13 protein-coding genes are annotated in these 12,640 nt (G+C 66.4%); 5 read left to right on the top strand and 8 right to left on the bottom strand.

Going from position 1 to position 12,640, the window contains the following annotated elements:
- Positions 1-6: 6 nt before the first annotated feature.
- On the bottom strand, positions 7-1,017 hold the full coding sequence (gene pdxA / locus AC1D1F_RS14815) for a 4-hydroxythreonine-4-phosphate dehydrogenase PdxA (RefSeq protein WP_477675119.1): 1,011 nt from the start codon (positions 1,015-1,017) through the stop codon (positions 7-9).
- Complete coding sequence (locus AC1D1F_RS14810) at positions 1,017-2,042, bottom strand: four-carbon acid sugar kinase family protein (RefSeq protein WP_477700762.1); 1,026 nt, start codon at positions 2,040-2,042, stop codon at positions 1,017-1,019. The genes pdxA and AC1D1F_RS14810 overlap by 1 nt, the downstream gene beginning before the upstream one ends.
- A 108-nt stretch (positions 2,043-2,150) precedes the next feature.
- Between AC1D1F_RS14810 and AC1D1F_RS14805 the strand changes: the two genes are divergently transcribed.
- The 5 genes from AC1D1F_RS14805 (at position 2,151) to AC1D1F_RS14785 (ending at position 6,787) form a co-directional block, all read left to right on the top strand.
- Positions 2,151-3,098, top strand: a complete 948-nt coding sequence (locus AC1D1F_RS14805) for a LysR substrate-binding domain-containing protein (protein ID WP_477675121.1) — start codon at positions 2,151-2,153, stop codon at positions 3,096-3,098.
- Between the two features lie 92 nt (positions 3,099-3,190).
- The gene (locus tag AC1D1F_RS14800) at positions 3,191-3,856 is read left to right on the top strand and encodes a haloacid dehalogenase type II (RefSeq protein WP_477675122.1); all 666 of its coding nucleotides are present in this window, start codon (positions 3,191-3,193) and stop codon (positions 3,854-3,856) included.
- Positions 3,853-4,905: a phosphotransferase gene (locus AC1D1F_RS14795; protein ID WP_477675123.1), complete on the top strand. Its 1,053-nt coding sequence runs from the start codon at positions 3,853-3,855 to the stop codon at positions 4,903-4,905. Before AC1D1F_RS14800 ends, AC1D1F_RS14795 begins: the two co-directional genes overlap by 4 nt.
- Complete coding sequence (locus tag AC1D1F_RS14790; RefSeq protein ID WP_477675124.1) at positions 4,902-6,254, top strand: aspartate aminotransferase family protein; 1,353 nt, start codon at positions 4,902-4,904, stop codon at positions 6,252-6,254. Before AC1D1F_RS14795 ends, AC1D1F_RS14790 begins: the two co-directional genes overlap by 4 nt.
- Positions 6,255-6,286: 32 nt before the next feature.
- Positions 6,287-6,787, top strand: coding sequence for an Lrp/AsnC family transcriptional regulator (locus tag AC1D1F_RS14785; protein WP_477675125.1), 501 nt, complete (start codon positions 6,287-6,289; stop codon positions 6,785-6,787).
- Here the strand turns inward: AC1D1F_RS14785 and AC1D1F_RS14780 are convergent.
- From AC1D1F_RS14780 to AC1D1F_RS14755, 6 genes are all read right to left on the bottom strand, one after another.
- The gene (locus tag AC1D1F_RS14780; RefSeq protein WP_477675152.1) at positions 6,759-7,913 is read right to left on the bottom strand and encodes an MFS transporter; all 1,155 of its coding nucleotides are present in this window, start codon (positions 7,911-7,913) and stop codon (positions 6,759-6,761) included. The genes AC1D1F_RS14785 and AC1D1F_RS14780 overlap by 29 nt on opposite strands.
- Before the next feature lie 20 nt (positions 7,914-7,933).
- Positions 7,934-9,211, bottom strand: a complete 1,278-nt coding sequence (locus tag AC1D1F_RS14775; protein WP_477675126.1) for an NAD(P)/FAD-dependent oxidoreductase — start codon at positions 9,209-9,211, stop codon at positions 7,934-7,936.
- Between the two features lie 25 nt (positions 9,212-9,236).
- On the bottom strand, positions 9,237-10,067 hold the full coding sequence (locus tag AC1D1F_RS14770) for a GNAT family N-acetyltransferase (protein WP_477696662.1): 831 nt from the start codon (positions 10,065-10,067) through the stop codon (positions 9,237-9,239).
- Positions 10,068-10,150: 83 nt separating this feature from the next.
- Positions 10,151-10,507 (bottom strand): cupin domain-containing protein, encoded by a 357-nt coding sequence (locus tag AC1D1F_RS14765; RefSeq protein ID WP_477696663.1) that lies wholly within the window; start codon positions 10,505-10,507, stop codon positions 10,151-10,153.
- A 14-nt stretch (positions 10,508-10,521) separates the two neighbouring features.
- Positions 10,522-12,150, bottom strand: a complete 1,629-nt coding sequence (locus tag AC1D1F_RS14760; RefSeq protein WP_477675129.1) for an ABC transporter substrate-binding protein — start codon at positions 12,148-12,150, stop codon at positions 10,522-10,524.
- 54 nt (positions 12,151-12,204) lie between these two features.
- Entirely contained in the window at positions 12,205-12,564 is a 360-nt protein-coding gene (locus tag AC1D1F_RS14755; protein WP_477675130.1) for a cupin domain-containing protein, read from the bottom strand.
- Between the last annotated feature and the right edge of the window lie 76 nt (positions 12,565-12,640).

The raw sequence follows: 12,640 nt of genomic DNA, 5'->3' as shown, positions 1-12,640 counted from the left end.
TTTGAATTAGTTCGTCTTGGTTTGCGAGGCGACGAGGCGCTTTGCATAGGCAAGCGCTGTTTCCAGGCTTGCATGGTCCGCGACACCCTTGCCCGCGATGTCGAATGCCGTGCCGTGATCCGGGCTGGTGCGCACGAAGGGCAGGCCCAGCGTGATGTTCACGCCTTTTTCCAGCCCGAGGTACTTCACGGGAATCAACCCCTGGTCGTGGTACTGGGCCACGACAACGTCGAATCGGCCCTGGCGCGCCTGCATGAAAACCGTATCGCCCGGATAGGGGCCGGTGGCATCGATGCCCTCGGCGCGGGCCGCGTCGATTGCCGGCCGGATGATCCTGATCTCCTCGTCCCCGAAGAGGCCCCCTTCACCCGCGTGCGGGTTAAGGCCTGCCACGGCGACACGCGGGGCCGCGAAGCCGAGCGCCTTCCCACCCTCGTGCGCAAGCCGGATGGCGGACATCTGGGCGTCGAAATCGCCTTGTTCTATCGCTTTACGCAGCGACGTGTGGATGGTGACAAGCACCGTGCGGATGTCGTCGTTCGCAAGCATCATCGCCACGCGCTTCGCGCCGCCGTAGTCGGCCAGGATTTCCGTATGGCCGGGGTAGCGGATTCCCGCGCTGGCCATGGCCTCCTTGTTGATTGGCGCCGTGACGACGCCGCTCACTTCGCCGGACTTCGCCGCCGCGATGGCCGCAACGATGGCATCGAAGGCGGCCTGCCCGGAGATCGCGCTGATCTGCCCGATGGGCGGCGGCTCGGTGATGCGGGTGGCCTCGATGACTTCAATGACCCGCGGCTGGAACCGGGCCGCATCGGGCGTTTTGATGCGCCGCACCTCGATGTCCAGCCCGAGCCTGCGCACGGCGTCCTGCATGACGACATGGCTGCCGAACACGACGACGCGTTCGCCGCCCTTCGCCAGTACCTTCGCCACGATCTCCGGCCCGATGCCGGATGCGTCGCCCATGGTCAGGGCCAGCGGGGGGGAAATATTCTTCACAGTGAATCCGTTCATTAAGGTTGGGTTGCGCCACGTATCCGCGCGACGGCGCGCTGCAGGGCGTCATCGCCGCCAAAGCCGCCGGCCTTCATGGCGAGCAGGAGCGAGCGCCCATCGCCAAGCCTGGCGCGGCCCAGCGGGAATCCGGGATCAAGTTCTTGCAGGATCTCGAACTCACGGACATTGAGAAGGTCCAGGATGGCTTCCATCGTGTCACCGCCGGTGGCGACCAGCGCGCCGAAGCGCGGGTCTTGAAGCTGCCCCGCCGCGTCTTGCGCAATACGGCGCAGCAGCGCGGCCGGGTCCTGCTCGCGCGTCCTGGGTCCGCGCAGCAACTTGACGCCGCCGGCCTGCTGGAGCTGGTCGGCCTGTAGGTGGCTGCGCAGGTTCGCGCTCCCGATGACGACCAGGACATCGTTGCTGATGCCATCGATCGACGGCGCCGGGGCCTTCGCCGGCGCAAAACGCCGCGACAGCGCCGCGGCCATCCCGGGAGAGCCAACCCAGAGGACCGACTCCGGCTCCTCGATGGAAGCAATCTGCGAGTCGAGTTCTTCCTGCGTCAGCGCATCGAGCAGCGTGACATTCGTGATGCGCTTCGGGATCAGGTCGGCCAGCGCGGAATGCCGCGCGGGATGCACCGGGTCATGGCCATAAGAACTCTCGGAGACCGGTATGCCGTCAACGAACTGGATGCCGCCCACCGTCGTCCGCCCGGCCTGGGGGAAGGCCGGTGCAAACACCATGGATTTGCGGCCGCTCGCCGCAAAGCATGCTTCAAGCTCCTCCGTGATGTGACCGCGCAGCGTGGAGTCCACCGTTTTGTAGAGCAGGTCCCAGCCGGCAAGCTGGCCGGTCAATCGGGCGACCCGCTCGAATGCCTGCAATGAGGTCGCGGACCGCGAAGCGCTGTCGACGGCCACCACCCCGGCCGCCTGGCGCGGAAGCTGGCCCCGTCCGATAGCTGCCGTCAGGCCGCGGGCAACGAAAGGTGCCGCGCCATCCGCCGCGCTGGTCAGGTCGTCGGCGAGGATCGCCATGCTGGGCTGGCTGGATGGGTAACTGGTGCACATGCATCAATTATCAAAACCTCATCAAGCTATGAAAAGCGATAGTTTCTGAGGGATACCGGTGATATATTGTCACCAATGGATCGTTCAGACATTCCCTCGCTCGACGACCTGCGGGCATTCGAAGCCACAGCGCGGCTGGGCTCGGTCCGGCTGGCGGCGGACTCGCTGGCGCTCACGCACGGCGCCGTCAGCCGCCGCATCACCAAACTCGCCAATGACATCGGGGTCAGCTTGTTTGAAAAGAATGGGCGAGGCCTGCGGCTCACGCCGGCCGGGGAGACCCTCAACCTCACCCTCGGCAGGTTCTTCGGTGAGTTGGGCGCCACCGTGCAAAGCCTGCGTGCCACCCGCGCCGGGAAGACCGCCCTTGTTCTCTCTTGCGAGCCTTCGGTTGCCGCGCGGTGGCTCATTCCACGCTTGGGCGCTTTCCAAACGGCGCATCCGGGCATTGCCCTGCACCTCTCCGTGGGTGGGGGGCTTGTGGACTTTCGCAAGAACCAGGTGGATCTGGCGATTCGACGGCTGGATTTCGCCGTGCCCGAGGCATGGAACGTCCGGCCTCTTTTCGCCGAAAGGGTCGGGCCGGTGATGAGGCCGGAATGGGTGCCGAGCTTCGAACGCGGCGACTATCTCGCGCTCGGGTCGAAGACCCGGCCCGATGCATGGGCGCAATGGCTGAAGACCCATCCGTCGGCGCGCCGGCCCACGGAGATCCGCTACTACGACCATCACTCCCTGATCGTCGAAGCCGCGGCTGCGGGCCTGGGTGTCGCCCTGAGCCCGCTGGTGCTCGCCGTTGACGACGTGGAACGGGGAAGCCTGGCGGCGCCCGCCGGCTTTGACCCGGATGGCAGCCAGTATGGCTTGATATGGCAGGGGACTGGTGAACTGCAAGGCGTGGAGTTTGAACTCGCCGAGTGGCTGCTGGCACAGTTCAGCCGCCTGAGCCCCGCAGCGAACGCTGCGCCGGCACGGCGCCCGAAAGCCGGGGCCAAGCAAAGTTCCGGCAAGCCCCCGGATTGAAACGGATTCCACTTGCATCGCATGTGAATGCGGCATTTCGGAAGGCGGGGAATTCATAGACTCATATCCACCCCAACAGCGTGGATCCTTCTATGACATTCAAACCCAGATTCATCAGCTTCGACTGCTACGGCACGCTCATCAACTTCGAGATGGGTCCGACCGCAAACAAGTTGTTCAAAGACCGCGTTCCGGCCAGCCGGATGCCGGCCTTCCTGGACAGCTTTCGGGCCTATCGCCTCGACGAGGTGCTGGGTGAGTGGAAGCCCTTCTTCGAGGTTGTGGAGAATTCGATCCGCCGGGCCTGCAAGGCGCACGGCATAGCCTGCCAGCCGTCGGACGCCACCGCGCTGTACGACGCCATTCCCAGCTGGCAACCGCACCCGAACGTCGTCGAGGTCCTGGAGGCGATCGCGCCGCACGTGCCGCTGGTGATCCTCTCGAATTCGATGGTCGATTTGATCCCGGCCAGCGTCGCCCACCTGAAGGCGAAGTTCCACGCGGTCTACACCGCCGAGGAAGCGCGCGCCTACAAGCCACGCTTCCAGGCCTTTGAATACATGTTCGACCAGCTTGGGTGCGCGCCTGACCAGATGATGCACGTCTCGTCGAGCTTTCGCTATGACCTGATGACGGCCTCCGACCTGGGCTTCATGGCCAAGGCCTTCATAGACCGCGGGCATGAGCCGGCTTCCGACGCCTACGGTGTCAGCCGCCTGACCGACGTCCGCCAGCTTCCCGGCCTGCTCGGCCTATGACCGAACTGAGCACCACCGTGCCGGCCCTCGCGCCGGCGGCAGTGGAGGCCCTGGTCCGCCGCCTCTACGGCATCGAGGCTTGCACCCGGCCATTGGCGGGCGAGCGTGACCAGAACTGCCTGGTGGAGGCGGCCGACGGCTCTCGCTACGTCCTCAAGATCAGCAACCCGTCCGAGTCCCCCGCGGTCGTCGATTTCCAGATCGCGGCGCTCGACCACATCGCCCGCATGTCACCGGAGCAGCCGGTGCCGCGCGTCGTACGGACACTGGCAGGACACACGCACGATACGGTCGCGCTCGCCGGGGGCGTCCAGACACGCGTGCGCATGCTGAGCTACCTGGACGGCATCCAGATCCGTGAGACCGTGCGCACCGCCGCACAACGGCGCGCCATGGGCGCCGGACTCGCCGGCTTGAACCGCGCGCTGCACGGCTTCGCGCATCCGGGCGCGGCGCACGACCTGCTGTGGAACGTCGCCACGGCGCACCGGCTGGGCGCACAGCTCGACAGCCTCGTGAACGGCAAGCAGCGCGCACTGGCCCAGGCCTTCATGGCGCGCTTCACGACGCATGTACTGCCGCGCCTGGCATCGCTGCGGTCCCAGGTGATCCACAACGACTACCACCTCTACAACGTGCTGGTCGCCCCCGGCGACGAATCGCGCATCGTAGGCATCATCGACTTCGGCGACATGGTGCACGCACCGCTGGTCGGCGAGGTGGCCACGGCCGCCGCCTTCCACATGGCCGGCAACGCCGATCCTTTCGAGGGACCGGCCCAGTTCGTGGCCGCCTATCACGCGGTGCTGCCACTGACCGGCGCCGAACAGGAAGTCCTTGCCGACCTCCTGGCCACGCGCCATCTCATCACGGCGCTGATCTCGGAATGGCGCGCCGCGCGCTACCCCGAGAACCGCGCCTACATCATGCGGCACAACCCCGCGGCGTGGGAAGGCCTGGCCCAGATGGCCGATCTTTCCCGCGACACCGCACGCGACCGGCTGCTGGCCGGCGTACACGTACACACACAAACAGGAGCCACCCCATGAAAAGCACCACCGACCTCAACATGGTCAATGCCTATATCCCCGGCCGCGCCGACGTGGGCCCGGCCACCGAGCAAATGATCGCGCGCCGCGACGCCCTGCTCGGTCCGGCCTACCGCCTGATGTATGAACGGCCGCTGCATATCGTGCGCGGCGAAGGCGCCTGGCTCATCGACCCCGAGGGACGCCGCTACCTCGACGCCTACAACAACGTCACCTCGCTCGGGCATTGCCATCCGGCAGTGACCGAGGCGATCTGCCGGCAGGTGCAGACGCTGGCGACCAACACGCGCTATCTGCACGACACGATTCTCGAACTGGCCGAGCGCCTGCTCGCGAGCGTGCCCGGGACCGACCTGGCCCACCTGATGCTGACCTGCACCGGCAGCGAGGCCAACGACCTCGCCTATCGCATCGCGAAGGTCCGCACCGGCGGCACCGGCATGATCGTGACCGACACCGCCTACCACGGCATCACCGACGCCGTGGCCAAATTTTCGCCCTCGCTGGGCCTGAGCGTCGATCTCGGCGCGCATGTGCGCCTGGTGCCGGCGCCGCGCCAGTACCACGCCGGGGGAGCCGACCTGTCCGAACGCTTCACCCGTGACGTCGAGGCGGCCATCGCCGACCTGCGGCGCCACGGCATCCAGCCGGCCGCGCTGATTGTCGATTCGCTGTTCACCAGCGACGGCATACTCCCCGGACCGCAAGGCTTCCTGAAGGGCGCGGTCGACGCGATCAAGCGGGCAGGCGGCCTCTTCATTGCCGACGAAGTGCAACCCGGCTTCGGCCGGACTGGCGAACACCTTTGGGGTTTCCAGCGCCATGACGTGGTGCCCGACATCGTCACCATGGGCAAACCGATGGGCAACGGCCAGCCGATCGCGGGTCTCCTGGCGACGGCCGACGTGCTGGCCGAATTCGGCAAGAGTTCGCGCTACTTCAACACCTTCGCGGGCAACACCGTCTCCTGCGCGGCGGCACTGGCGGTACTGGACACGATAGAGCGGGACGGGCTGGTGCAGCACGCCGCCAAGGTAGGAAAGGTTCTTCACGACGGCATCGCAGCCCTTGCAGCACGCCACGAGGCTATCGGTGACGTGCGCGGTGCCGGCCTGTTTGTCGGGGTCGAACTGGTCTCCGACCGGGCATCGCGGGCGCCGGACCGCGGCCTGACGAGCCAGGTGGTCAACCGGATGCGCGACAAGGGCGTGCTGATCAGCGCCTGCGCGATGGGGCACAACGTGCTCAAGATACGTCCGCCCCTGGTGCTGTCGGCGGAGCAGGCCGGCCTCGTCATCCAGGCGCTCGACGAATCCCTCATCGAAGCGCGCACCGCCGGCACGCACTAGTCGCATTCGGCATCCGGCGCTACCATCCAGGCATGACCCCAGCAGTGTCCCTGGACCGCTTCGACCTCAAGATCCTCGCGCACCTCGAGCGCGAGGGTCGCTGCTCGAACGTCGAGCTGGCCGACGCCGTCGGCCTGAGCCAGAGCCCGTGCCTGGTACGGACGAAGCGGCTGCAGGAAATCGGCGTGATTCGAGGTTATGGCGCTGACATCGCGCTGGAGAAGCTGGGCAATTGTGTGGTGGTTTTTTCCGAGGTGACGATCAGCAGCCACCGGCCTCCCGATTTCCGCAAGTTCGAACAGGCCGTGGACCGGCACGGCGAAATCGTGGAGTGGTACAACGTCAGCGGCGGTTACGACTACCTGCTGAAAATCGTGGCGCCGAACGTCACCCATTTCCAGGCGCTGATGGAGAGCCTGCTACAGGAAGACATCGGGATCGGGAAGTTCACGAGCCGGATTGTTTTGCGCCAGTCATCAGGCAAACGCACCCATCCGCTGCATCTCATCGCGGCGCAGCTGGATCGGGCCTGAGCCCCAGCGCCAGCCTGACGCCCGCAGCCGCCATCAAGCCTGCGGCCCAGAAGACACCCGCCGCGCCGATCAGCGAACCCGCCGCGCCGGACAGCATGGGTATGCCCACGCTGGACGCGTTGATCACGATCACGCGCATGGCCACCGCTTCGCCGTAGCGATGCTGGGGCGCCAGCTGGTGCAGCAGGCTCATGACCATGGGCTGCACGCTGCCCAGGGTGAAGCCCAGCAGCACGGAGCACAGGCCCATGGCCAGCGGCGCGTGCATCAGCGGATAGAGGCCGAACAGGACGGCCGTGGCGGCCATCGCGCCGACAAGGATCGCCCATTCGCGCAGCTGTGCCGCCACCAGCGGCGTCAGCAGCCGGACGGCGGCGGCGGCGATGCCGAAGGCGCCCAGGATGCTGCCGATCACCGAGGCGGAGAAGCCGCGCTCGTGGCCGAGCACCGGCACCAGGAAGGTGTGCACGTCCCAGCACGACGACAGCAGGCAGGTGACGATGAGGAGCCGGCGCAGGCCCGCGTCGCGCCACAGGTCCCAGGCGCCGCCCCGGCGCTGGGCCGCATCGGGCGGCACGGACACGCGATCCGCCGCGCCGCGAACCGACAGCCAGCCCAGCAGCGGCAGCACGGCAATCGCCACGAAAGCCGCGCGAAACCCGGCGCTGTCTATCATGACGCCAGCCAGCACCGGTCCCAAAACATTGGACAAGGCCAGGCCGATCGCCAGCCATGAAAACGACTTCCGGAGTGCGGCCGGGTCAGCCGCGATGCGCGCGGTATGGCGCTGGACCGCAATGATGGCGACACCGCCCGCGCCGCCCGTGAGCACGGCGCTGGCACACAGCACGGGGAACACCGGCCACGCGGCCGCCATCGCGCAGCCGGCCACGGCCGCCACAGCCGATCCCATGATCGGCCGCTTGAGCCCATGGCGCTCGCAGTAGCGGCCCGCGGGCAGCGCGAGGAAGACCTGGGCCAGGGCGAACAGCGCGATCAGGAATCCCACCGCTGCCTCGCCGTGGCCCAGGCGCAGCGCCTGCAGTGGCGCGGCCATGCGTGTGCCGGTCACGCAGGCGTTGAGGAAGAGCTGGGCCAGCACCAGCCGGGCCAGCTCGCCGCCCAGGCCGGGGTGCGGGCTGGTCTTCAGGACAGCTTGTCCTTGAGGCGGTAGTAAGCGCCGACCAGCGGCAGGAACCAGGGAGGGCCGAAGTGGCCCGGGATGGCCGGCCAAGTGAAGTCTTTCCAGGGATTCAGGTCGGTGCGCCCGTCCATGACCTCCGCCATGATGCTGCCCATCAGTGTCGACATCTGGGTGCCGTGGCCGCTGTAGCCCATGGAATAGTAGATGCCGTTGCGCTCGCCGGCACGTGGCAGGCGGTCACGCGTCATGTCGACCATGCCGCCCCAGCAATAGTCGATGCGCGCATCGCGGAGTTCGGGAAACACCTCGTGCAATGCGGTGCGCAGGATGGCGCCGCTTTTTTCGTCCGAGGCCGGGTCGGAGACGGCGAAGCGGGCGCGCCCCCCAAAGAGCAGCCGGTTGTCGGGTGTGGTGCGGAAGTAGTTGACCAGATTCTTGGTATCGACCGCCATCCGGCGTTTCGGCAGCAGCCGGTCCAGCGTCTCCACCGGCAGGGGTTCGGTGACGATCAGGAAGGCGCCGACCGGCACGATCCTGCGCCGTATCCAGCCCAGCGGCCCGGTCTGCGAGGTTCCGCTCGCCAGGAATACCTGCTTGGCCTGGAGCCGGCCCGTCGGCGTCTCGACGATGTGGCCGCCGCCGGGCGCCGGCCGCAAACCCGTCATCGGCGAGCGTTCGTGGATTTCAGCGCCGCGCCGCGCCGCCGCTTCCGCCAGGCCGCGCACAAAGCGCCCCACATGCATGCCGGCGCCCTTGCGGTAGATCAAGCCGCCGTGATAGCGGTCCGAACCGACCTCGTTTGCCAGGTCCGCGCGGCTGACCATTTCCGTGTCGGGATCGACAGTGGCGGCCAGCAATTCCTGGCTGCGCAGCAGCTTCTCGTAGTGCTCGGGCTTGGCCGCCAGCTTGATCTTGCCGACGCGCGCGAAGCTGCAATCGATGTTCTCTTCGGCGACCAGGCGCTCGACCATGTCGACCCCGGCATCGAAAGCCCGGTAGAGCCGGTTGGCGACATCCTTGCCGAGTTTGGCCGACATCATGCCGTAGTCCTGGGCGAAGCCGTTGTTGCACATGCCGCCGTTGCGGCCGGACGCCGCGTTGCCTATCGTGTCCGCTTCCAGGAGCACGACGCGAGCGCCCTTCTTGGCAAGCGCCAGCGCGGCCGAAGCACCGGTGAGGCCGCCACCGATCACCGCAACGTCGCAGCTACCCTGCACCGGCCCCGGGGTGGCGCTCTTGAAGGCTTGCGATGTGTCCAGCCAATAGGATGTCAGTTTCATAGGGCCTCTTGAATCATTGTTGTGTTTAATTGAACGACTGGTTGGCGAGCGCAAACATGCGCACCGGGCCGGGAGAGGCAAGCGGTGTCCCGAGGACCATGGTGGTCGCCTTGTCGACCTGCCGCAGGCCGGTGCGCTCAAGCCACGGACCGAGCTGCAGGGCGGCGGAAGTATCGACCCGCACGAACATGCTCCCCAGGCGCGCGAGTGCGGCCTCGATCAGGGCCTGCGCATCGCCCAGGTTTTCGGCGACCACGGGACCGATGACATGGCCGCGGCCGAACCGGCGGCAAATGGCATAACCGCGCGGCACGCCGTCCTGCAGCAGGACATGGCCCTCGCCAAGTTCGATGAGCCGGCGCAGCGTCGCCGGCCTGGCCCAACCCGTCGCTTGCTGGTCGAGGTGCGCGACCGCTTCAAAATCCGATGCAGCCATCACCCTGACGAGGCCAGTCGGCGGCGCCTCATGGCGCTCCGTGGGAATGCCTTGGTACTGCTCGATGACGCCGACGGGCACAAAGCCGCGTCGCTGGTAAAGTGCCTGGCCTTCGACCGTCGAGTTCAAGGTGATGCTGCGCGGGTGCGCCGCCGCCAGCAGCGCGTCCATCAGCCGGGCACCGTAACCACGGCCTTGGGCGGCCTTCGCGACGATGATCATTCCGGCGGACGCATGGGTCTCGCCGTACGGCCACCAGGCCGCAGTGCCTATCACCTGGCCGGCTTCGTCCTGCAGCACGAAGCCCCGGCCCAGCTGCAGCGCGACCTCCCAGTCCTCGAGCCGGTAGGGCCAGGCCATCTCCTGCGACAGCTTGAGGGCGCCCTCCAGGTGGGCATCGGCGAATGGAACAAGGTCCACGCCGTCGTTCACTTGATGGCGGGCTTTGGGGGACTGAGGGGATTGAGTGAAGGCGCTGGTCATGATGGCTCCGGTTCGACGGCTCAGGCTGTCACCCAGACCTTGCGCACGGTTTCAAGCGTGCGCCAGGTGCCGGTGTAGCCGGGCTTCATGATGAAACAATCGCCCGCCCGGTAGGTCACCGGCGGCTGTCCATCCTCGGTGATTTCCGCCACGCCGGACAGGATCAGGCAGAACTCCCAGGTGTCGCCCTTGATGGAGCGGTTGACCCCCGGGGTCGATTCGAACACGCCGGCGCGGACCTTGCCGTCCTTGGCGCTGTCGACGTCCCAGCTGCGGCACACGATGTCGCCTTCGATGACACGGTCGGCGGGCGGCCGGTATTCACGTGCTTCGCCCAGTTGGTCGAGCTTGAAGGTGACGAGGAGATTGTTGGGCATGGCAAGCAGGTCCTTCATGCGTCGAGCCAGACGTTTTCAGCGAAGTTATAGCCCATCAGGCCGCCCAGCGGGATGGGTGACAGGCCCTTGAGTTTTTTTGTATGTCCGTCGATGCTGGACATGAAGAAAGGGACGCCTATGCCCGAGTCTTCGTGGATCATGACCTGCATGTCGGCGTACATTTTGGCGCGCTTGGCCGTGTCGGGCTGCACCCGCGCGGCCAGCAGCAACTGGTCGAACTTCGGGTTCTTCCAGCCCGCCTCGTTCCACGGCGCGTCGGACTTGAAGAATTGCGTGAACAGCAGGTCGGCCGACGGCCGCGGATTGATGTTGCCGAAGCCCACCGGGTGCTTCATCCAGTGCTGCGACCAGTAGCCGTCCGCCGGCATGCGGCGCACGTCGAGGTTCAAGCCGATCTGGCGTGCGGCGTGCTGCATCACCAGCGCCATCTCCACCGAATAAGTCGCCGCAGGAGACACCACCACCGGGATGGCCGCGCTGCCGAGCTTGGCTTTCTGCACATGCCACTTTGCCTTCTCCGGGTCGTAGGGCCGCTGCTTGAGCCCCTTGAAGAAAAAGCGGTCGCTGGGGTGTATGGGCTGGTCGTTGGCGACCTCGCCGTAACCCATCACGACGGACTTGACCATCTGCTCGCGGTTCACCAGGTGCTTCATCGCCAGCACGAAGTCCGGGTTGGCGCCGGGTGTGCTGTCACGGCGCATGATCAGGTCGGTGTAAAGGCCGGCCTTGGTCTCGAAGATCGCGTGCCTGGGGCTGCCCTGGATACGGTCCACCGAGCGCGGGTTGATGGCCATGGTCAGGTCGATCTCGCCGGTCAACAGCGCGTTGACACGTGCCGCCTCGTCGCTGATGCCCACATACTCGATCTCGTCCAGGTAGGGGCGGCCGGGCTTCCAGTAGTTGTCGTTCCGCACGGCCAGCGAGCGCACGCCCGGCTTGAACTCCTTGAGCTTATAGGGGCCGGTGCCAATGCCCGCCATGTGCGCGTTCACGTCAGTAACGCCGTCGCGCAGGATATGGAAGTGCCAGGTGCCCAGGATGGCCGGCAGGTCGGCATTCGGTGCTGCCAGGCGGATGGTCACTTCATGCGGACCGGTGGCCTTCACCTCCTCGATCTGCTCGGCCAGCACCTTGGCCTTGGAACCGGTCGACGGATCCTTGTGGCGCATGATGGAAAACACCACGTCGGCGGAGGTGAAGGGCTTGCCGTCGTGAAAGGTCACGCCCTGGCGCAGCTTGAAGACCCAGGTTTTGGCGTCCTTGGTGCTGAATTCCTCGGCCAGCGCGGGCTGCGGCGTCAGGCTGCCGTCGAGCGAGGTCAGCCCGTTGTAGAACATGCAACTGCGGATGTAGTCGGTGTGGTTGGAGCACTTGGCCGGGTCCAGCGTGTCGCTGAGCGCGGCGGTCGCCCCGGCGACCTTGATGCGCCCGCCCTTGCGCGGGGCCGCCGCCTGCGCCGCAAGCCCCGTCGAGGCCAGGCTGCCCGCCAGCGTGGCCTGCATGCCGCCGGCCGCCAGCATGGCCAGCACGTCGCGCCGGCTGGCGCCGCGCTGCAGTTCACCCATGATGCTGCGGCTTTCTTCGGGCCCGATCAGGCTGTTTGTCTGTTCTTGTTTTGTCATTGTGTTTATGTCTCCTCGGTGGAAAAAGTCAGGCGGACCTGGGCTTCATGGAACTCACGCGTTGCCGTAGATGATCCAGATCTTGCGAGTGGTCTCGATGCAGCGCCACTTGCCCACGTAGTCCGGCTTCATGACGAAGTTGTCGCCGGCCTGGATGCGGATGGGCTCCTTGCCGTCTTCGATCAGCTCAGACACGCCGGAAAGGATGTGGCAGTACTCCCAGACGCCGCCCTTGATCGAGCGGATGGTGCCGGGCGTGATTTCCCACACGCCGGTGCGCAGCTTGCCGTCGGCCGTCTGTTCCACGTCCCAGTTGGTGAAGCGTGGATCGCCGTCGAGCAGGCGCTCGGGCAAGGGGCCGCTCTCGCGGCCGGGGCCGAGGTCGTCGAGTTTGAAGAAAGTGAGGTTGCTCATGGGTGGCGGGTCTTTATGCAATTGAATGAAGGCGGAAAGGCGAAAAGGCGGAAAGTGGGAAGGCGGGCGCGTGCCG

This window comes from Polaromonas sp. P1_H6, assembly GCF_056405195.1.
The sequence above is the reverse complement of the archived record's forward strand: the minus strand, read 5'-3'. Positions and strand labels throughout refer to the sequence as shown.